Below are 20,377 nucleotides of genomic sequence, written 5' to 3'. Positions count from 1 at the left end.
TAATTAAACCCTTGAATATCAATGAGTTAAATATTGGCACAGCCCTTGCTCCCTTGATTGACGCCAGCAAGGACATTCCTGCTGCGAGTCATTGAACAACAATAAAAGGGAGTCATTTCATGAGTACGTCCAAGATCATCCGCCTGGGTCTCATCGGTGCTGGCCGCATGGGCAGCTTTCACGGCTTGACTGCCGCCAGACACATTCCCGGCGCCTGCCTGGCCGCCATCGCCGACCCAACACCCGGTCAAGCCGCCCGCCTGGCCGCAGAGTTGGGTGTGCAACGGGTCTATACCGATCCACAGCAACTGCTCGATGACCCGGAAATTGATGCTGTCTTGATCGCCGCCCCCGCCCGCAGCCATGCCGAGTTGGTGATCAGTGCGGCCCGCGCCGGCAAAGGCGTGTTTTGTGAAAAACCCATGGCCATCACCCTCGACGAGGCGGACCGCGCCATCGCCGCAGCCGCCGATGCGCGTGTGCCGCTACAGGTCGGCTTTAACCGCCGCTTTGCCAAGAGCTTCAGGGCCGCCCACCTGGACGTGGTCGCCGGCCGTATCGGTACGCCGCAACTGCTGCGCTCGCTGACCCGCGACCCGGCGCTGAACAACCCGGCTGCCTCGCCGCAGTGGGTGATTTTCCTCGAAACCCTGATCCATGACTTCGATACCCTGCGCTACCTCAATCTCGGTGCCGAAGCGGTCGAAGTTTTTGTCATGGCCGATGCCCTGATTGCACCGGACTACAAGGCCAAGGGCTTCCTCGACACCGCCGTGGTCACGATCCGTTTCGACAACGGCGCCATCGCGACGGCCGAGGCCAATTTCCAGGCTGTGTATGGCTACGATGTTCGAGGGGAAGTGTTCGGCAGCGCTGGCATGCTGATCATGGGCAGCCTCAATGACTCTGACCTGGTGCGCTATCTGGCCAATGGCATCCAGGCCGACACTCAGCGCATGGACACCGACCTGCTGCGTGATGCCTATGTGGCTGAGCTCAACCACTTTGTCGATTGCCTGCGCACCGGCGAGAAACCACTCGCCAGCGGCGAAGATGCCCGGGCGGCACTGGCCATTGCCCGCGCGTGTATCGAGTCCTTCCAGCAGGGCAAACCTGTGCGCGTGCAAGGAGCCCAGTCATGAGTTTCACACCGTTCAAACTGGCGATCAGTGCCGAGATGGTCTTCCTCGATCTGCCATTCACAGAGCGCGTCAAACGCATTCACGCGCTGGGTTTCAGCGCCGAACTCTGGGACTGGACGAAGAAAGACATTGCGGCCCTTGTCGCCACGGGCGCTGACTTCACCTCGATGACCGGCTACATCTCGGGCAACCTGACCGACCCCGAAGACATCCAGCACCTGCTCGACAGCGCACGAGAATCCCTGGCCGTCGCCGCACAACTGAATTGCCCGAGCCTCAACCTGCATGGCACCGGTTTGGGCGACCAAGGCTTGCCGGTCAAACCCGTGGCCCACACCACCGGACGCATGTGGCTGAGCGCCTGCAAGACCCTGGAGAAAATCGCTCGCCTGGGCGAAGACGCAGGCCGGGTATTCTTGCTGGAAAACCTCAATACCGAGGTGGACCACCCCGGCACGCCCTTCGCTCGCGCCGACGATACCCTGGCGCTGATCGAGGCCGTGGGCAGCCCTCATTTGAAGATGAACCTGGACCTTTACCATGCCCAGATCGGCGAAGGAAACCTGATCGAACTGATCCAGCGCGCCGGCAGCGCCATCGGCGAAATCCAGGTCGCCGATGTCCCCGGCCGCATGGAACCCGGCACCGGCGAAATCCATTATCCGGCCATTGCCAAAGCCTTGTTCCGCATGGGATACACCGGTGTCGTCGGGCTTGAGGGCTGGGCCAGCGGCGACAGCGAAGCGGCACTTGAACGCTTTCGGCAAGCCTTCACGCTGGATTGAGGACGCTGGCGCTCTCGGCGGGTTTGATTCAGAGAGCGCCAGAAACCCTCACGTTTGATCTTGATGAATTTCAACTCATAACAAAAAAGGAAAAACCATCATGCGTCGCTGCACACTTCTTTTTGCCACGCTGTTATTCCTCTTCAGCCAATGGGCCGCCGCCAGCTATCGCATCGGCGTCAGCATTGCCAGGGTTGACGACAACTTCATGACCTATGTGCGCAGCGGCCTGGAAGATGCCGCCAGGAAGGAAAACGTCGAGATCCAGTTCGAGGATGCCCAGGGCGATGTGGTTCGCCAGCTCAATCAGATTCAGGGCTTTCTCGGCCAGAAGGTGGATGCCGTCATCGTCCTGCCCGTGGACACCGCCGCCACCGCCAACATGACTCGCGCCGCCGTCGAAGCGAAAATACCGCTGGTCTACGTTAACCGCCATCCGGACGAACGCGTCCTGCCCAAAGGCGTGGTCACGGTCGCGTCCAACGACGTTGAGGCCGGGCAGCTGCAAATGCGCTACCTGGCTGACAAGATGGCGGGCAAAGGCAACATCGCGATCATCATGGGCGACCTGGCGCAGAACTCCACGCACGACCGCACCGAAGGCGTCAAACAGGTGCTCAAGGACTATCCCGGGATCAAGATCGTCGAACAACAAAGTGCCGAGTGGCAGCGCAACAAAGGGATGGACCTGACCAGCAACTGGCTGCTGGCCGGCACCGGCTTCGATGCCATCGTTGCCAACAACGACGAGATGGCCATCGGCGCCGCCATGGCACTGCAGCAAGCCGGTAAAGCCAAGGGCGAGATTGCAATTGTCGGCATCGACGGCCTGCCTGACGGCCTGGCGGCCATCAAGCGAGGAATGCTCGTAGCCTCCGTGTTTCAAGACCCCAAAGCCCAAGCGACCAGCGCGCTGCAAGCGGCCATCAAAATGATCAAAGGGGAGCCGGTCGAGACGGATGTCTGGGTGCCCTTTCAGCTGATCACGCCGGAGCAGGTAGCGGTGTTTGAGCAGCATTATAAATAGCGTCAAACGGTTGCGGCCTACTCCTCAAAGCGACCCGTGGCATCACGATGTTTGGCGCACGGATGCGCGCCCTTGCCAACCAGGCACCGTGCAGATACTGTCAGCTTCATGAATCAACCACGCATTGCCTCGACCACCACAACCACGACCGCCCAGGGCGGGTCGTGAGAGGTGTCGTGAGCCAATAACGCACGAACTTCAAAGGCCCGCCAGTGATGGAGAGGGCCTTTTCTTTTGCCCTTGTGTCACTGGTCCAAACGCAAGAAAAAGCACTATGCATGCACTGTTGATTCTCGATATGCAGGTTGGATTGTTTCATGGCCCGGATAAACCCTGGGCTGGCGAAGCGCTGTTAAATACCTTGAATAGCCTGCTGAGCAAAGCCCGGAAGGCAGGCGCACCAGTTTTCCTGGCTCGCCATGTGGGTCCGCCTGGCTCGCCTATCGAGCCTGCGAGCCCGTTGACACAACTGGTGCAGGAACTGCTGCTACAAGGCGACGAAGTGATCTTCGAAAAAAGCCGACCCAACGCTTTCGCCATGACTGATCTGGCCGATCGGTTAAAAGCGTGTGAATCTCAAGGTGTGGTTATTGCCGGAATGAAGACCCAGTATTGTGTCGACAGCACCTGCCGCGCCGCACGAGATCTTGGGTTCGATGCAGTGCTGATCGCCGATGGTCATACCTGCGCCGACACCCCTGCGTTGACGGCCGAAAATATCGTCGCTCATCACAATGCAACCCTGGCGGGCCCATTCTGTCGTGTCGTTCGCGCTGAGAACTGGCACTTCTGACCAACGTTGATAGATCGGCTCAGGCTGGGTCGATCTATCCTTCGTCGGCGTCGTTTCCGCTTGAGCCCGAGCGTGTCAGATATCGGGCCTGACACTACTCGCTCGTTCCATCTAACGAGCCATTTTCTAATTTTTGCACTCCGACAAAACCACGTGGCAGGTACCCGGCGTGCCACCGGATCGGCCGGCATAGCGTATGCAATTAGTCAGGGATTTTTCGCGCGCCATGCTCAAGGTTGAGCCCCAAGCCAGGCCACCTTCACCAGCGGTGGGTAGCGCTTTTGCATAACAGCTTGAGCCTATGTTTGAGGCCGAATAGCGAGCCGTGGAAACGTTGCTTGAACATCCCGCCGTCAGCGCCAGGTTGATGACTAACAGGGAGAGTAGAACCCATGACGAGCATTGGCACGCTGTTGTTCCGGTCATCCCGTTTCCCCTGTAGCAAGAGGCATGAGCCACGTTTGTGCTCGTGTACTATTCAGATTAGACGGTGTTGTGCCTGCCCTTGGCTCCGTTCAGCGGACTGATTTGCGCGGGCCTGCCACTCTCCGGAAGTTGCCAAAATAGCCCGGTTGCCTACGCTACTAAAATGTATGCATCAGTCCCTATTTTGGAGAACCGAGATGATCAGCAAAAACACGATTTGTCTCTGGTACGACGGCACCGCGCTGGATGCTGCGACGTTCTATGCCGAGACGTTCCCGGACAGCGCTGTGGGAGCTGTCTTTCACGCACCGGGCGATTATCCGGCGGGCAAACAGGGCGATGTCTTGACGGTCGAGTTCACGGTGATGGGCATTCCTTGCCTTGGGCTGAACGGGGGCTCGGCGTTCAAGCACAACGAGGCTTTCTCGTTCCAGGTGGCGACCGACGACCAAGCCGAAACAGACCGCTTGTGGAACGCGATTGTCAAAAACGGCGGCCAGGAAAGTGCATGCGGCTGGTGCAAGGACAAGTGGGGACTGTCATGGCAAATCACCCCACGCGTTCTGACAGCGGCGATAACCGATCCTGATCGAGCGGCGGCCAAGCGCGCGTTCGACGCCATGATGGGGATGATAAAGATCGACATCGCTGCGATTGAAGCGGCTCTGAAGGGTTAACCAGCGGTGCCTGGGGTTGGCGCGCTTGGACGTGTCGGATGTGGCCGGTGCTGAAGCCGGGTACTGAAAAACTGTAACCGGCAGATATCGGCCAAAAAGCCTCCATGTTCAGGCCGCTTTGCACGTCAACCACGCCCCCCAGAAAAGACTGCTGAAGAAACGGGTGGCATCCCCAAATCCGGCGTCATGCAACAGCTTTTGAACCGCCGCCTCGGAGTGTGGAGGGTCCGCACCTTGAAGGATCTTCCCAAGCTTGACCTTCACTTCATCCGGGCTGGCTCCATGCTGCCGCCACCGTTGCCCCCAGGCAGCAAGCAGTAACGGCTGGCTGGCATAAGCATATTGATTCCCCGCGACAATCAGCGGTGCATCCGGCTTTAGATGAGTCCGAATGGATCGTAAAATTTGTCGCTTGGTATCATCTCCATCGAGATGATGGAGTACACCGATCAAGGTGGCTGCGTCGTATGATTCGTCTGCTGCCAGGTCTTCAACATGCCCAAGATGCATGGTCGTTCTTTCAAGCAAGTTGTTCGCCTCTAACTGCTGCTTTGCTGCCTCCAGCATCGGCTCGGATGGATCAACGGCAGTGAAGCGCCAACCCGGCTCAAGCTTGGCCATAGCAATAATCTCCTGCGCCGTGCCCCCAGCGCCCACTACCAGTATTTTTGCCATGCTTGTATTACCAAGGCTTGCCGCCAGCATGCACGCCGCCAAGTCTTGGCAAGCGTCATATCCGGCTAGTGCAATACGGCTCTGTCGTCCGTACTCATTGGCTCGTGAGATATCAAATTTTCCAGCAGCGTTGAGAGGGTATGATTTCAAGGCGGTTCTCCATGTCCTTGAATCAAGCTACGTTATACCCAGCAATAATAAAAATTCATTAATTTTATGTATTGCATTCCCGTAAGGAATATATAGCCCAAACATTTTTCTCGTCTGCTTAAGCTGATTCAGCCTTGTGGCGACAGTTAGCTTTGGGTCGGTTGCAGCTCTTCCTGACAGACCGCTATCGGCCAAGAGCAGCCGTCCAGCCCATCAAAAAAACGGACGATTTACTGCTTCACCATGGGGTGACAGAAATGGGCTACCTTGTTGACCCATTTACTCATAGCTCAGGGAGAGCGTCATGTCTGTAGAGATCCAGCTTTCGGAAAACGCGACCGAAGCAGAGCGGTTAGGAATTTTGACTTCTTTACTGGCCCATAATCTGGCCAACGGTGGGGATGACGCCCATGAAACATTTGCCCTGTTGCTACGAGACCCTGACAGTAATGAAGTTATAGGCGGGCTATACGGCAAGGTCTCATATCAATGGCTGCTCATTGATCTTGTCAGCGTTCCCGAGTCGATGCGTGGCCGAGGTATCGGAGAGCGGCTAATGCGCATGGCCGAAGATATCGCTCAGAAAAAGAACTGCACTGGTATTTGGCTGGAGACCTTCAGCTTTCAGGCACCAGGCTTTTATCAAAAACTGGGCTACTCCGAATTCGGACGCCTGGCAGACTATCCACCGGGACATACCCGACTCTATTACCAGAAGCTGTTGTGCTGACAACGTTTTGATCTTGGCCAGATAACTGCTTCATAGCAGACCAATTTCAGCCAATGCTGACCGTCAGCTTTGGGTCGACTGCTGCCCTTCACTGCAGGCAGTAATCGGCCAGAAGCAGACATCCATTTACAGCACTCCACGACAGCAGCTGCCTCAGAGGCGTCGAGGCAGCTTTTCACACTTGCGACCTAAGCCTGAACCAGGTTGGAGATCTTGACGTCCGGATCGACCTCAGCCTCGTAGTCCACCCCTTCGATCCCGAAACCGAAGAGACGCAGGAACTCCGTCTTGTAACCGACAAAGTCAGTAAGTTCATAAAGGTTGTCATTGCTGACCTGATCCCAGAGTTGCTTGACGCGATTCTGGATTTCGGGAGCCAGCTCCTTGTAGTCCGCGCGCAGGCGACCCTCTTGATCCATAACTGGAGAATGGCCGTACAAGCTGTCTTTGTAGAGCGCGTAGACCTGCTCGATACACCCCTCGTGTGTGCCCTGCGCTTTCATGACTTTAAACAACAATGACAGATACAGCGGCATGATCGGAATAGCTGAACTTGCCTGGGTAACCACCGCTTTCAATACCGAGACCCGCGCATCGCCCCCCAGCACAGCCAACCGTTCACGGATACCAAGGACTTTCTGATCCAGGTCCTTCTTGGCCGCACCAATGGAGCCATTCCAATAGATGTCATGAGTCAGTTTTTCGCCCAGGTAAGTGAACGCGGTCGTTTTCGCCCCATCAGCCAAAACACCCGCTTCGTGCAGGGCATCGATCCACATCTGCCAGTCTTCGCCGCCCATCACGGCCACCGTGCCATCGATTTCGCTTTGGGTCGCGGGTTGTAGCGTGGTGTCCTTGACCACTTCCTTATCAGTATCCAGACCCCGCAAGGTCACGGCCTTGTCGAGCGGCTTGAGGGTAGAACTGAATACTTCACCCGTCTTGGGGTGTGTCCGGCGCGGTGCGGCAAGACTGTAAACAACCAGGTCGACCTTCCCGAAGTCGCGCTTGATAACGTCGATAGTCTTCTGTTTGATCTCATCGGAAAAAGCATCGCCGTTGATGCTCTTGGCGTAGAGGCCGTCGGACTCGGCAAACGTGTGAAAGGCCGCTGTGTTGTACCAGCCGGCGGTGCCGAGCTTGCCCTCATCGCCTTCACGTTCGAAAAACACACCGAGAGTGCTGGCGCCACAACCAAAAGCTGCCGTTATCCGCGCAGCAAGTCCGTATCCGGTCGATGCACCGATCACGAGTACGCTCTTTGGCCCTCCGGTGATCAATCCTTTCGTAGTAACGTAATCGATCTGATTCTTTACGTTGGCTTCGCAGCCAGTGGGATGGGTAGTCACACAGACAAAGCCGCGAACGCGCGGTTTAATGATCATAAAAGTTCTCCCTCTTCCAGGATGAGAGCCAACCTTGGCTACAAAGTTATAGACGCCTGGAAAGCTGGAACGTCACGATGGAAGATCTGCAGCGATTGGTGCCTCGCCAAGCAATACTTGAACAAATCCTTCCTTCTAGTCATATGGCATTGGCCGACCTCGAGCCGGGCAAGAGACTGCGACGGTCTAGCCTCGACCGTTGCAGTGGGTGGTCAGACGTCCGTCTGTTCCGCAATTTCCAGGGCGTCATCGACCTCGATCCCCAGGTATCTGACGGTACATCCAAGCTTCGTACGGCCAAGCAGGAGTCGCATTGCTCTCAGGTTCTTCGTCCTGCGATAGATTAGCGATACCTTGGTTCTCCGTAGCGTGTGGGTACCGTACATGGTTGGTGTGTCCTGCATCGGCAACCTCTCTACGGTAATCTCACGCACATTCGGTGCATAAAATGGTCGCGAGAATGGACACCCGCTCCCTCACATTTCAACAGTTGTTTCGTCCGGGGAGCTACTCAAATGGCTGCACCGTGGCCGAACGATGCTCCATCGATTTTCTAATTGACGAACGTTCATTGCTCAATGCTCTCATCACAGCTGCTGGTGATCATTCAGACTATATGGGCTGTTTCGTCAAAGGCTTTCCGGAGCCAAACAACCTGTCTAACTCTCGCCTGCTTTTATGCGAACACGCTGAAACAGAAAGTGGTCGTATCCTCCTCTACATTTGCCCCGAGTGCGGCGACATGGGTGTGGTTCCTACTCGGTGCATGTTCGCCAAAACGATGACTGCTTTACGTGGGATTCCTTTGCTTACGAGAACGGTTATGAAGAGCCTTTAATCATAGAAGGCGTTGGCCCCTTCACATTTGAGAAGCATGCATATGAGGCGGCTATCAACGATGCGGCGGGGATCTAAAAGGTGATTTAACTGCATTACTAAAGCGGGATCGATTGCAGACCTTTGCAACAGGCAACCATGGGCCATATTGCACCCCTCCCTGACGGGCAGTTACCAGGCGAGGGGCGGTCAGTCTTCGAAAGCCCGTCTCTCCCGTTCCGATAATGGAGCGCGCGCCCGGCAGCAATCTTGACCATTGCGGCTATCATCAATGTCACTGTACTTTTTACGATTAAGCTCAGAAATGGGAAGCGCCACAGCAGTTTGCAGTGTCGTCCAGCCTTCTGGGGGGGTGCATCATGAAATGGACTTCGCACTTGGCACTCGCGGCTCTTTGTACCACCATCGTCCAAGCTGCGGATGTGTACAAATGCACGACCCCGGATGGTCGTGTGGTTTTCTCGAACTCCGGATGCGGAACCGCAAACGGGAGCGCAGAATTACAAGAGCTGAAAATCAACAACATGGGGGGGCCCATCCAACCATCTTCTGGGCAACGGAAAACCCAAAGCGTGGATTCGGATTCGCCTCATAACTCGCCGACCGTAGTCCAAGATTCCGCCGATGAAGATACAAGGGATGGTCGTATCAAGCGACGTTTAAGGGCTCAGGAGGAGTATCTCGACAGTCTGAAACCGAAAATCCCTGGCGTGACGGTGATCAAAAATAAGGGTAGCGAAACCAACCACGAAAAATCGATGCGTCTGAAAGAGGAGGCTCGAGAACTTTACTACCAACACTAATTGTTTTGAATGACGAATTTGAATTGATGGTCTCGCGTGACCGGACTTCGCGCGCTGCTCAAGCGCCTATCTAGCGAACAAGTGATACCGCTATTTCGGTCCATGGTCGAAGCAGCTTTTCGTCACAGGCAGCAATCGGCCAGAAGTGACATCTGGAATGCCCTCGACCTTTACATCGCTTTGGAAGATATCGCATTGGCCAACCCAAAACGTGCCTTGAGCAAACGCGGCTAGGCACGTTCACGCCGCTATAGTCGACTCTATTGCCGACCGTACTTCCAGGAGCCTTTTCCCAGTGTCCGACATGCCGACCAACTTCGCTTACACAAAACGCTTCAACGCCGTACTCGCCTACATTGATGCCCATCTCGAAGGTGACCTGTCGGTGAAGACGTTGAGCCATGTGGCGAACTTTTCGGTGTTTCACTTCCATCGACAATTCACCGCGTTCGTAGGAGTGCCTGTCTCACGTTATGTGCAGCTGATGCGGCTACGACGCGCGGCACATCGCCTGGCCGCCCTCGCTGATCACTCGGTACTGGACGCCGCACTTGGTGCCGGCTTTGAAAGTCCCGAGGCATTTTGCAGGGCATTCAGGCGGGCGTTCGGTATGACGCCGAGTGCGTTCAGGAAGGAACCGAACTGGCAGGTCTGGAATGCGGTATTCGCAATCCCTCACTTTTCCAGGACTATTATCATGCAAGTACGAATCGTGGAATTCCCTGAAGTCAGGGTAGCAACGCTTGAGCACTGCGGACCAGCCGGGCTCGTCAATGAGAGCGTGTGCAAGTTCATCGAGTGGCGTATGCAGAGCGGACAGTCGCCGGTGGCCTCGAGTCGCACCTTTGGCATTCCCTATGGCAACCCCGATACGACACCTCCACAAGCATTTCGCTTCGCCATTTGCGGCGAGATTCACGAGGCCGTGGCGCCGAATGGGTTCGGCGTTCATGAGATCGTCATTCCTGGCGGTCGCTGCGTCGTGGTGCGACACGCGGGGTCACCGGATCACATCGGCGAAACGATCTATCCGATTTACCGCGATTGGCTTCCCGCCAGTGGAGAGGAACTTCGTGACCAGCCACTGTTCTTTCATTACCTGAGCGTCTATCCCGAGACACCGCAGGATCAATGGCAAACTGATGTGTATGTTCCGCTGCAATAGCGGAGCAAGCAGCTTTTGACCGAAGCTGTGTAAAAACGTTTTTGAGCGCGATATCGGCATCGTCATGTGACGAGTGGACGTCCGTGCCATCATCGAAGCACTGATGATGAGGCGGACGTCGACGTCATGAAAATCGATCACAATCGATGAATAAAGACGGCCATCGAAGCTATGCAAACCCGAGGAACGACAGGATAACCACGACGATTACAACGACCCCGACGATGTAGATGATGTTGTTCATGAAGTCCGCCTCTCCACCTGGATTGGACTGCGACACGAGCCAGACTGCTCTGGCTTACCGTTACCGGGCGGGATTTGGAACGTGTAACGCCCCAATCCCGCCCTTCCTATTATTGACCACCCGACAATGGTGGGGTTCGAGGCGGAATCAATCGTTTCGTCCCCGTCGACTCAAACGCCGAAGCCAAGCGAAGCAGCGTCGAATCGTCATAGGCACGACCGGCGAAGGTCAGCCCGACGGGCATGCCAATGTCCGGCATGACACCCATCGGCACCGTGACCGTGGGAACACCCAAGTGGCGGATGGCGAGGTTGCCGTTGGCGACCCAGACACCGTTACTCCATGCGATGTCCGCAGACTTCGAATCGACATCGGCATTCGCCGGCCCAACGTCGGCCACCGTCGGGAAGATCACTGCGTCGAGCCCCAACCGATCCATCCAGTCCTCAAGATCGATTCGGCGCGTCTGCTCAAGGCCGCGTAGTCCGTCAGGTACTGTGGTGATCTGATCCCAAGGGGTGATGCCGCGCTCGGCCATCCGCACATATTCGTCCATACCAGCGGCAAGGTCGCCCTCACGGTTGGGCAGCGTCCCCGGATCGTGCGGGAAAATCAGCGGGCCGTTCACATCGGCCAGGCGATTCAGTTTTGGATCACCATTGGCCTGCAGAAAATCGTCAAATGCCCAGGCCGTCAGGTCCCACAACTCATGGTGAAGGAACTCTTTGGAAACCAGGCCCCGGTTAAACACCGTCGGCGCACCTGGACGATCACCCTCGCAATTGGAGACCAGCGGGAAATCGACTTCGATCACTTCGGCACCAAAGGCTTCGAGTGCTTTGCGAGCCTCTTCCCAGAGCCCGATAACCGAGGGACGGGTGTTGATTCGCTGGCCCGTCGGACCGCCGATGCCAGGCGCATCGCTGGTGCCTGCATCGGGATCGGCGTTGATGTACATACGAGGAACGCCGAAGCGCTTTCCGGCGAGGGCATCGGTATTCGCGGCAAGCGACTGATAGGAAGCGGGACGCACCGAAGCGACACTCGGGATGGGCACCCAAGGTTGCATCCGCCACAGGTCGCCTCGTGTGTCGGGATCGTCCGCCACCACCACGTCGAGCACTTCGAGCAGGTCGGCCATGGTTCTGGCAAACGGCACGACAACGTCCATGGTCGGCGTCAACGGCCAGTTCCCGCGCACCGAGATCACTCCGCGCGAAGGCGTATAGGCGCACAAGCCATTGTTCGATGCAGGCCCCCGGCCGCTCGACCAGGTTTCTTCGGCGAGGCCGAATGCAGCGAAGCTGGCGGCGGTTGCAGTACCGGCGCCGTTCGATGAGCCCGACGCGAAGGGTGCGGTGAGATAGCCAGCGTTGTACGGGCTCTCCGCACGACCGTAGACCCCGCGCTGCATGCCGCCGTTGGCCATGGGCGGCATATTGGTTTTGCCCAGGCAAATCGCGCCGGCGGCACGAAGCCGTTCGATGGTGAACGCATCGCGATAAGCAATCAGGTTCGCGAAGGCGGGACTTCCAGAGGCTGCAGTGAGCCCCTTCACCAGATAACTGTCCTTGGCGGTATAGGGAATACCATCGAGCGGACCCAGCGTTTCGCCCTTGGCCCGACGGGCATCGGACGCCTGCGCTTCCTTGAGTGCATCGGGATTGCGAACCACCACCGCGTTGAGGGCGGTGGGCGTGTCGGCACCGTCGTAGGCATCGATCCGGGCGAGATAGGCCTGGACCAGCTCAACCGCCGTCGTCTGGCCCGATTCGAGCGCAGCACGCAGTTGGGCAATGGAAACCTCGGTGACCTCAATCATGCTATTACCGCCGGCTGCTGATGGGTGACTGGATCTTGGGCTCAAAGACATCACTTATCTCAAAATGGGTTTTTGTACTGGTTCTCGTTGCACTGCATTAGCGCGCTCGATCATCCACAATACGTGCTTAACATCTTTATTTCAGGGCGCTTGCTGCAGGATCTGCGATCAATACGCGGTGAGTACGTCGTACCCGTGATTTTGCATGAGATTAGAGAAAGAGCCCACTCCATGAACGGCCCTGGAGCGCTATGCGTCCTGAAGCCGCTCACGCAGAAACTCGATAAATCGCTGGGTTTTCGCTGGCAACAGCCGTGTCTCGGTGAGGGCGTAAACCGAGACAGGTGAAGCCTGCCACTGCGGCAAGACTCTGCGCAGTGTGCCATCGGCGAGGTCTTGCGCAACGATACCCTCCCCCAATAACGCGATACCCAGATCCAGCGTCGCCAGACGTCGAATCATTCCCACGCTGTTGAGTTCGAATCGACCGCCCACCTCAACCTCCACCTCCCCTTCACTGTCGGTGAGTATCCAGCGGTTGGCGCGCGTGCCGCGCATACGCAAGCATTCGTGCCCGGTCAGGTCCGAGGGATGAATCGGATCACCGTACAGTTCGAGATAACGGGGTGAGGCATACAGGCCGCGGCGCAAACTGGCGAGCTTACGGGCGATCAGGTTCGAACTCGCGGGTTCGCCCATGCGAATGACCACATCAACCGGCTCACTCACCAGATCGACCTGACGCGGGGTCAAATCAATCTCGAAATTGATGCCGGGATACAACCGGGCAAACTCCGCGATCAGCGGTGCCAGGTAGATATTGGCGAAATCCACCGGCAGCGAGGCCCGCAGTACACCGCTGGGCCGGGCAAGCATTTCGCCGAGCTGCTCGTGCGCGAGCCTGGCTTCATCGACGATGCGTTTGCAGCGATCGAAGTACAACTGCCCCGCCTCGGTCAGCTCGATTTTGCGCGTGGTGCGATGCAAAAGCCTTAGCCCGATTTCCTTCTCGAGGCCACTTATCCGGCGCGACAGCGTCGAGTTCGGCATCCCCATCGCCTCCGCCGCCCGGCGGAAACTGCGCGCCTTCACGACTTCGACGAACAATGCCATGTCGTTGAGAAACTCCAATGTCATTGCTCCATCAGTGGATCAGTCAATTCAGTTTTACCCGGTTTATCCCGGATTCGGATTGATCAATGATAGCCACATCGTTTACCGAGGAGTACCGCAATGCATTCGCTTTTTTCTCAAGTCCAGATCGGTCGCCTTACACTGTCCAACCGCATGGTCATGGCCCCGATGACCCGTTCGCGTTCCGACGACGCTGGTGTGCCAAGCGAACTGGTTGCGACTTACTACGCACAACGTGCCAGCGCCGGGCTGATCATCAGTGAAGGGGTGTTCCCCGTTGCAATGGGCAAGGGCTATGTCCGTACCCCAGGCATCGAAACCGTTGAGCAGGTCGCCGCGTGGAAGCACGTCACTGAGGCCGTGCATGCTCGTGGCGGACGAATCTTCATGCAGCTGATGCACTGCGGTCGCATCTCGCACCCTTCGCTGTTGCCTGACGGCGCCCTGCCACAGGCCCCCTCCGCGATCAAACCCGCCGGCCAGACCTGGACAGCCTCAGGCCTTCAGGACTTCGTCACACCCCATGCGCTGAGCGTGGTCGAGATTGCCGCGGTCATCGAGGGCTACCGTCAGGCCGCACGCCTGGCCATCGAGGCCGGCTTCGACGGTGTCGAGCTGCATGCCGCTTCGGGGTATCTGCCGGAACAGTTTCTCTCGACGAGCAGCAATCAGCGCACGGATGAGTACGGTGGATCGGTTGAAAACCGTGTTCGCTTTGTACTGGAAGTGTTGAACGCCATAGCGACGGAAATTGGCAGTGATCGCGTCGGCATCAAGCTCTCCCCTGAAATGAACTTCAACGACATCGTCGATGCCAACCCGCAAGAAACCTACACCTGGCTGGTCGAGCAATTGCGCGGGCTGAATCTCGCCTATCTGCACGTTGCCCTGTTCGGCGCCAGCGTCGACTACCACGCCTTGTTGCGCCCACTGTTTGATGGCAGCTACCTGATCGGTGGCGGGCTCGACCAAAACGCCGCCCAATCCCTGCTCGCTAAGGGCCAGGCCGACGCGGTGGTGTTTGGCAACGCATTCCTCGCCAACCCCGACCTGCCCGAGCGTTTTCGCACAGGCGCCGAACTTAATGTGCCGGACAAAGACACGTTCTACGCACCGGGCGCTCAGGGGTATATCGATTACCCGGCCATGAGCCCGGCTTAAAGCGCCTGAGGAAACGCCGGAAGCTGGGCTACGCCGCAAGGTGGACAGTTGGTGCAAGTGCTGATGGAAGCGCTTCAAGGCTAAAAGCTTTCAGGCCATTAAGCACAAAACCTGTGGGAGCGAGCCTGCTCGCGATAGCGGTGGATCAGTCGACATCAACTGGAATGACTGACGGCAATCGCGAGCAGGCTCGCTCCCACAGGGCTTAGGTGCGTTTAACTGACTGTTGCCGTCTACATCTCAACCTGCGTGCCCAGCTCGATCACACGATTGAGCGGCAACTTGAAGTATTTGAGGTTGCTGTTGGCGTTCTTCAGCAAGAACGCGAACAGGTTTTCGCGCCAACGGGCCATGCCGATACGCTTGGTCGGAATGACCGTCTCTCGGCTGAGGAAGTAAGTGGTACGCATTGGACTGAAATCCAACTCTTTCAAATGGCAAAGGCTCAACGCCAGAGGTACGTCAGGCTCCTCGATAAAACCAAAGTGCAGACTCACTCGAAAGAATCCTTCACCAAAAGCTTCGACCTCGAATCGCCGATCCGCAGCCACACGCGGGCTGTCTTCAGACACCACGGTAAGCAACACCACCTGCTCGTGCAGCACCTGGTTATGCAACAGGTTGTGCAAGAGGGCATGAGGGACCGCATCAGCCCTGGCCGTCAGAAATACCGCGGTACCCTGCACCCTATGGGGTGGTTGCGAGCCGATGCTGCTGATGAACAACGGCAGCGGCAGCGAGGTTTCGTCCAGTCGCTCGACAATGATCTTTCGGCCGCGTTTCCAGGTGGTCATCAATATGAACAGGGCAATACCGGCAATCACCGGGAACGCACCGCCCTGGAAGATCTTCGAAGCGTTGGCGGCGAAGTACAGGCTGTCCACCATGAGAAACCCCAACAGCATCGGAATAGCCAGCCAACGGGGTGTTTTCCATAGCAGCAATACGACGGCCGAGGACAGAATGGTTGTAATCAGCATGGTCCCCGTCACCGCCACGCCATATGCCGCCGCCAGTGCACTGGACGATTCAAAACCGATGACCAGCAACACGACGCCGACCATCAGCGCCCAGTTCACCATGCCGATGTAAATCTGCCCCTGCTCCTGACTGGAGGTGTGCTGGATAAACATACGAGGCACGTAACCCAGCTGAATAGCCTGGCGAGTCAGTGAGAATGCGCCGGAAATCACCGCTTGGGAGGCGATGATGGTGGCCAGTGTCGAGAGCGCGACCATCGGCAGCAACGCCCAGTCAGGTGCCAATAGATAGAACGGATTACGTACCGCTTCAGGGTTCCCGAGGATCAGCGCGCCTTGGCCAAAGTAGTTGAGTACCAGGCCGGGGAGCACCAGGATGAACCAGGCACGAGCAATGGGTTTGCGACCAAAATGGCCCATATCGGCATACAGTGCTTCAGCACCGGTCAATGCCAAAACGACGGCACCCAGGATGGCGACGCCAATGCCCGGATGAACCACGAAAAATTGCACCGCCCACGCGGGATTCAGCGCTTGCAGAACTTCCGGCCGTTGCAAGATTCCGTAAATGCCGAGTGTACCCAACACCACAAACCACAGCACCATGACCGGGCCGAACAGGATGCCGATACGAGCCGTGCCATGTTTCTGTATCAGGAACAGTGCTACCAGGACGACCACGGACAACGGAACCACCCAATGCTCAATGCCATCGAACGCAAGCTGTAGCCCTTCAACCGCAGAGAGCACCGAGATGGCCGGGGTGATCATGCTGTCGCCGTAAAAAAGTGCCGCGCCAAACAGGCCAAGCAGCACCAGGACCCTGCTCATCTTGGGATATGGCGCCGCAGCCCTGCGTGCCAGTGCCGTCAAGGCCATGATGCCCCCCTCGCCCTGGTTGCTGGCGCGAAGGATAAACAGCACGTACTTGATCGAGACGACCCAGATCAATGACCAGAAGATCAACGACAGAATACCCAGTACACCGTCGTGATTGGCCTGGACTCCGTAGTGACCGGCGAACACTTCTTTGAGGGTGTAAAGAGGGCTGGTGCCAATATCCCCATAAACCACGCCCACCGCGGCGACGAGCAAACCCACTCCCGAGGTTTTGGAATGGGTTTCTTCATGGGCAGGGATCGCTGTTTCGCTCATGGGTCGCTTCTCGAAATTGAGGAAAAGAGGGTTTGCGGGGTCACTGGGTAGACGTTTCGACTCGGCCGCCATGAGACCCAACGGCTTGATAAGGACGAAAAATTACAGGCATATCGATGACCAAAAAAACGCGGCAAGTATCGTTGCGAGGAAGAATACCCACCGTAAAGAATCCGTAAAATTCTACGGACAGCACGCTCCGCCAGCGACTCCCACCTACTTCGCCGTCCCGCCATGAGGTTTATAGAACAGGAACCTCCGGGTCTCGGCCGTCCTGGTGTATTTCTTCGCCCAGGCGGGTTTCACCGTTCTGTCGTGGAAATACAAAGCACCATGGGTGCGGTCCGTGAGTTGCTTGTTGAGTGCCTTGCGCGCGATTTCCTTGGCGAGGACATATTCGTCGTCTTCCTTTACCTGATCCGCACGTCCGTCGCACCACCACGAAAACTGGCAGGCATGCGTTTCAGAACCTTGCTTGACCACCGCACACACCGTATCGGGAAAACCCTCATGGCCCAGCCGGTTCATGACCACGCTGGCAACGGCTTCCATGTCCGCACCGGCCACACCTTTGGATTCCCAATAGATGCTGCGTGCAAGGCAGGTGATGGCATCGTCCAGAGGGGCTGCGCCTGCCGGATCGACCGCCTGCGCTTCGGAGGGGGTGATGACGGCGGACTTGGGCACCGGAAGTTCACTGTCCTTCTCGGCGGCTTTCTGTTCCAGGACCTGCGCCTTGTCTTCGGCCACTTCCTGTTTTTGCTCCTGCTCAGTCGCCAACACCTGGCCACACAGAAGGATGATTGCGAAGCAGGTGACTACCCATTTTAATCGCATGTCGATCCTTCCGATGAACCTGGCTTGAGCAATGAAACGGCGATGTTGTAGCGTTGACCTGCTGTGATTGTAGTCGTCGCAAGGCATTCCAGCAGCCTGACAAAAATCTGCATGTCGAGGCGAAAAGGCATTGCATCCAAAGGGGTGAAATCGCGCATCATGGACGCAGTCCGTTCAAGGGAGATTTTCATGCGCAGCCTGTCATCCGTTTTGCATCTTGCCGTGTTGTCATTCGGGCTGGTGTTCAGCGTCGCCGCCTCGGCGGCCGATGAAACGCAGCTGGTCGAGTCGATCAACGTTTACCGTAGCCAGGTGCAGCGCTGCGGCGGCCAGGCGTCTTCGGAGTTGCCGCCGCTGGCGAGCGATCCGCGCCTGGTCCTGTCCGCCAACAGCATCGGCGACTTGCAGCAGGCACTGGCCCGCGCGGCTTATCCGATGGTCAATGTGCAGGCGATCAGCCTGTCTGGCCCGCGTGATGCGCCGTCCGCCATGAAGGCGATTCAGGAGAGCTTCTGCCAGGTGGTGCTGGACCCGCAATTCGTCGACGTCGGCGTCAGCCGCGATGGCCGTGAGTGGCGCATCGTGCTCGCGCGTCCGCTGTTGACCGGGCGTCTGGGCGACTGGCAGGCGGAGGGACAGAAACTGCTTGAAGCGATGAACAGCGCTCGCGCTCAGACGCGCCAGTGCGGCACCCAAGCCTTTACCGCCACGACGCCGCTGGCCTGGAACGCCACGCTGGGTTCCGCGGCCGAGACCCACAGCCGGGCCATGGCCAACAATAACTATTTCGATCACAAGGACCGCGACGGCCGCACGCCGGGTGATCGCGCTGAATTGGCGGGTTACGCCGGTCAACAGGTCGGCGAGAACATCGCCGCCGGGCAAGACACCGTGCGCAAAGTGGTCGATGGCTGGCTGGCCAGCCCGGGCCATTGCGCCAACCTGATGAACCCGCAATTTCGCGAGCTGGGTGCGGCCTATGCGGTGGACCCGAAGAGTGACGCGGGGATTTACTGGACGGCGATGTTTGGTACGCCGTGAAGGCTTGAATCGACAGTTGAAAAAGGAATCGTCATTTGAATAAAGCCCCCTCTTCGACCGTCGAACAGGACCTGTCGAAGCCTGAGGCCATCAGCCTGCGGGAAGCGTTTCTGTTCTGGCTGAAGCTCGGCTTCATCAGTTTCGGCGGGCCGGCCGGACAGATCTCGATCATGCACCAGGAGTTGGTGGAACGCCGACGCTGGATCTCGGAACGGCGCTTTCTGCATGCCCTCAACTACTGCATGTTGCTGCCCGGGCCTGAGGCTCAGCAGCTGGCGACCTACATCGGCTGGCTGATGCACCGGACGTGGGGCGGCCTGATTGCCGGCGCGCTGTTTGTGCTGCCGTCGCTGTTCATCCTGATCGCATTGTCCTGGGTGTACATCGCCTTTGGCGAAGTGCCGGTGGTGGCCGGGCTTTTTTATGGGATCAAACCGGCCGTGACCGCCATTGTGGTGCAGGCGGCCCACCGAATCGGCTCGCGGGCCCTGAAGAACAACTGGCTATGGGGGATCGCCGCGGCGTCATTCACGGCGATCTTCGTGTTCAATGTGCCCTTCCCGTTGATTGTGCTGGGCGCCGCGATCATCGGTTATGTCGGCGGACGACTGGCACCTGAAAAATTCCGCGCCGGGGGCCACAGCGCGACGAAAAAAACCTTCGGCCCGGCTTTTATCGACGACGATACCCCGCCTCCCGAACATGCCCGTTTCAGCAGTTTCAAATTGCTGCGCCTGTTGCTGGTAGGTGCTGTTTTGTGGGTATTGCCGATGGGCATTCTCACCGCGCTGTTTGGCTGGGAAGGCACCCTCACCCAGATGGCCTGGTTCTTTACCAAAGCGGCGTTGCTGACGTTCGGCGGCGCGTATGCCGTGCTGCCCTATGTGTATCAGGGCGCTGTCGGTCACTATGGCTGGCTGACACCCACGCAGATGATCGATGGCCTGGCGCTCGGCGAAACCACCCCCGGGCCGCTGATCATGGTGGTTGCTTTCGTCGGCTTTGTCGGCGCCTATGTTCAGCAAGTGTTCGGCCCCGAACACATGTTCCTGGCAGGCGCCCTCGCCGCCACGCTGGTGACCTGGTTCACCTTCCTGCCTTCGTTCCTGTTCATTCTCGCCGGCGGCCCGTTGGTGGAATCGACGCACAACGAACTCAGGCTCACCGCACCGCTGACCGCGATTACGGCGGCGGTGGTCGGCGTGATTCTTAATCTGGCGTGTTTCTTCGGCTATCACGTGCTCTGGCCCAACGGCTTCGGCGGTCAACTCGACTGGCCTTCGGCGCTGATCGCCATTGCAGCGGCCATTGCCTTGTTCCGTTTCAAACGGGGGGTAATCGAGGTGTTGATGGCCTGCGCGTTGATCGGGCTGGCGGTGCATCTGCTGCGCTAGCCCATCAAGACGCA

Annotated in this window: 20 protein-coding genes and 1 pseudogene; 12 read left to right on the top strand and 9 right to left on the bottom strand. The window is 57.7% G+C overall.

Annotation, left to right across the window (positions count from 1 at the left end; translation table 11 throughout):
* Positions 1 to 119: 119 nt before the first annotated feature.
* The 4 genes from BK662_RS23210 (at position 120) to BK662_RS23195 (ending at position 3,747) form a co-directional block, all read left to right on the top strand.
* Entirely contained in the window at positions 120 to 1,142 is a 1,023-nt protein-coding gene (locus BK662_RS23210) for a Gfo/Idh/MocA family oxidoreductase (RefSeq protein WP_123359821.1), read from the top strand.
* Positions 1,139 to 1,927: a TIM barrel protein gene (locus tag BK662_RS23205; protein WP_123359822.1), complete on the top strand. Its 789-nt coding sequence runs from the start codon at positions 1,139 to 1,141 to the stop codon at positions 1,925 to 1,927. Before BK662_RS23210 ends, BK662_RS23205 begins: the two co-directional genes overlap by 4 nt.
* Positions 1,928 to 2,027: 100 nt before the next feature.
* Positions 2,028 to 2,954, top strand: a complete 927-nt coding sequence (locus tag BK662_RS23200; RefSeq protein ID WP_123359823.1) for a sugar ABC transporter substrate-binding protein — start codon at positions 2,028 to 2,030, stop codon at positions 2,952 to 2,954.
* A 274-nt stretch (positions 2,955 to 3,228) separates the two neighbouring features.
* On the top strand, positions 3,229 to 3,747 hold the full coding sequence (locus BK662_RS23195) for an isochorismatase family protein (protein WP_123359824.1): 519 nt from the start codon (positions 3,229 to 3,231) through the stop codon (positions 3,745 to 3,747).
* A gap of 126 nt (positions 3,748 to 3,873) precedes the next feature.
* On the opposite strand, the gene BK662_RS35425 is transcribed toward BK662_RS23195, so the two are convergent.
* Complete coding sequence (locus BK662_RS35425) at positions 3,874 to 4,173, bottom strand: hypothetical protein (protein WP_123359825.1); 300 nt, start codon at positions 4,171 to 4,173, stop codon at positions 3,874 to 3,876.
* 197 nt (positions 4,174 to 4,370) lie between these two features.
* On the opposite strand from BK662_RS35425, the gene BK662_RS23185 reads away from it, so the two are divergent.
* On the top strand, positions 4,371 to 4,850 hold the full coding sequence (locus BK662_RS23185) for a VOC family protein (RefSeq protein WP_123359826.1): 480 nt from the start codon (positions 4,371 to 4,373) through the stop codon (positions 4,848 to 4,850).
* Between the two features lie 108 nt (positions 4,851 to 4,958).
* On the opposite strand, the gene BK662_RS23180 is transcribed toward BK662_RS23185, so the two are convergent.
* Positions 4,959 to 5,675 carry a class I SAM-dependent methyltransferase gene (locus BK662_RS23180; protein WP_123359827.1) on the bottom strand — a complete coding sequence of 239 codons (717 nt, stop codon included), beginning with the start codon at positions 5,673 to 5,675 and terminating at the stop codon, positions 4,959 to 4,961.
* Between the two features lie 304 nt (positions 5,676 to 5,979).
* On the opposite strand from BK662_RS23180, the gene BK662_RS23175 reads away from it, so the two are divergent.
* On the top strand, positions 5,980 to 6,405 hold the full coding sequence (locus BK662_RS23175; RefSeq protein ID WP_123359828.1) for a GNAT family N-acetyltransferase: 426 nt from the start codon (positions 5,980 to 5,982) through the stop codon (positions 6,403 to 6,405).
* 188 nt (positions 6,406 to 6,593) lie between these two features.
* On the opposite strand, the gene fabV is transcribed toward BK662_RS23175, so the two are convergent.
* On the bottom strand, positions 6,594 to 7,790 hold the full coding sequence (gene fabV, locus BK662_RS23170; RefSeq protein WP_123359829.1) for an enoyl-ACP reductase FabV: 1,197 nt from the start codon (positions 7,788 to 7,790) through the stop codon (positions 6,594 to 6,596).
* Between the two features lie 212 nt (positions 7,791 to 8,002).
* Positions 8,003 to 8,182 (bottom strand): annotated as a pseudogene (locus tag BK662_RS35430) (integrase); the annotation flags it as partial.
* A gap of 68 nt (positions 8,183 to 8,250) precedes the next feature.
* Here BK662_RS35430 and BK662_RS23160 point away from each other — a divergent pair.
* From BK662_RS23160 to BK662_RS23150, 3 genes are all read left to right on the top strand, one after another.
* A complete protein-coding gene (locus tag BK662_RS23160) occupies positions 8,251 to 8,628 on the top strand; it encodes a hypothetical protein (RefSeq protein ID WP_259695951.1) in 378 nt (125 codons plus the stop codon).
* Positions 8,629 to 8,986: 358 nt separating this feature from the next.
* The gene (locus tag BK662_RS23155) at positions 8,987 to 9,430 is read left to right on the top strand and encodes a DUF4124 domain-containing protein (protein ID WP_123359831.1); all 444 of its coding nucleotides are present in this window, start codon (positions 8,987 to 8,989) and stop codon (positions 9,428 to 9,430) included.
* A 295-nt stretch (positions 9,431 to 9,725) separates the two neighbouring features.
* Entirely contained in the window at positions 9,726 to 10,595 is an 870-nt protein-coding gene (locus BK662_RS23150; RefSeq protein WP_123359832.1) for an AraC family transcriptional regulator, read from the top strand.
* A 353-nt stretch (positions 10,596 to 10,948) separates the two neighbouring features.
* On the opposite strand, the gene BK662_RS23145 is transcribed toward BK662_RS23150, so the two are convergent.
* Both BK662_RS23145 and BK662_RS23140 read right to left on the bottom strand, forming a co-directional pair.
* Positions 10,949 to 12,661: an amidase gene (locus BK662_RS23145; RefSeq protein WP_123359833.1), complete on the bottom strand. Its 1,713-nt coding sequence runs from the start codon at positions 12,659 to 12,661 to the stop codon at positions 10,949 to 10,951.
* Between the two features lie 249 nt (positions 12,662 to 12,910).
* Positions 12,911 to 13,792 (bottom strand): LysR family transcriptional regulator, encoded by an 882-nt coding sequence (locus tag BK662_RS23140; protein WP_123359941.1) that lies wholly within the window; start codon positions 13,790 to 13,792, stop codon positions 12,911 to 12,913.
* Between the two features lie 102 nt (positions 13,793 to 13,894).
* Here BK662_RS23140 and BK662_RS23135 point away from each other — a divergent pair, with 102 nt between their 5' ends.
* Positions 13,895 to 14,956 carry an alkene reductase gene (locus BK662_RS23135; RefSeq protein WP_123359834.1) on the top strand — a complete coding sequence of 354 codons (1,062 nt, stop codon included), beginning with the start codon at positions 13,895 to 13,897 and terminating at the stop codon, positions 14,954 to 14,956.
* Between the two features lie 233 nt (positions 14,957 to 15,189).
* On the opposite strand, the gene BK662_RS23125 is transcribed toward BK662_RS23135, so the two are convergent.
* The 3 genes from BK662_RS23125 to BK662_RS34880 form a co-directional block, all read right to left on the bottom strand.
* A complete protein-coding gene (locus tag BK662_RS23125; protein ID WP_123359835.1) occupies positions 15,190 to 17,091 on the bottom strand; it encodes a potassium transporter Kup in 1,902 nt (633 codons plus the stop codon).
* Positions 17,092 to 17,307: 216 nt separating this feature from the next.
* Positions 17,308 to 17,928: a cell wall hydrolase gene (locus tag BK662_RS23120; RefSeq protein WP_123359836.1), complete on the bottom strand. Its 621-nt coding sequence runs from the start codon at positions 17,926 to 17,928 to the stop codon at positions 17,308 to 17,310.
* Entirely contained in the window at positions 17,919 to 18,089 is a 171-nt protein-coding gene (locus BK662_RS34880; protein ID WP_185047175.1) for a hypothetical protein, read from the bottom strand. Before BK662_RS34880 ends, BK662_RS23120 begins: the two co-directional genes overlap by 10 nt.
* Positions 18,090 to 18,117: 28 nt before the next feature.
* Between BK662_RS34880 and BK662_RS23110 the strand changes: the two genes are divergently transcribed.
* A complete protein-coding gene (locus tag BK662_RS23110) occupies positions 18,118 to 18,969 on the top strand; it encodes a CAP domain-containing protein (protein ID WP_123359838.1) in 852 nt (283 codons plus the stop codon).
* 35 nt (positions 18,970 to 19,004) lie between these two features.
* On the top strand, positions 19,005 to 20,363 hold the full coding sequence (gene chrA / locus BK662_RS23105; RefSeq protein ID WP_123359839.1) for a chromate efflux transporter: 1,359 nt from the start codon (positions 19,005 to 19,007) through the stop codon (positions 20,361 to 20,363).
* Positions 20,364 to 20,377: the final 14 nt, after the last annotated feature.

This window comes from Pseudomonas frederiksbergensis, from assembly GCF_003732275.1.
Taxonomy (GTDB): Bacteria; Pseudomonadota; Gammaproteobacteria; order Pseudomonadales; family Pseudomonadaceae; genus Aquipseudomonas; species Aquipseudomonas frederiksbergensis_H.
Note: the sequence above shows the minus strand (reverse complement) of the source record. Positions and strands in the feature narration are given on the sequence as shown.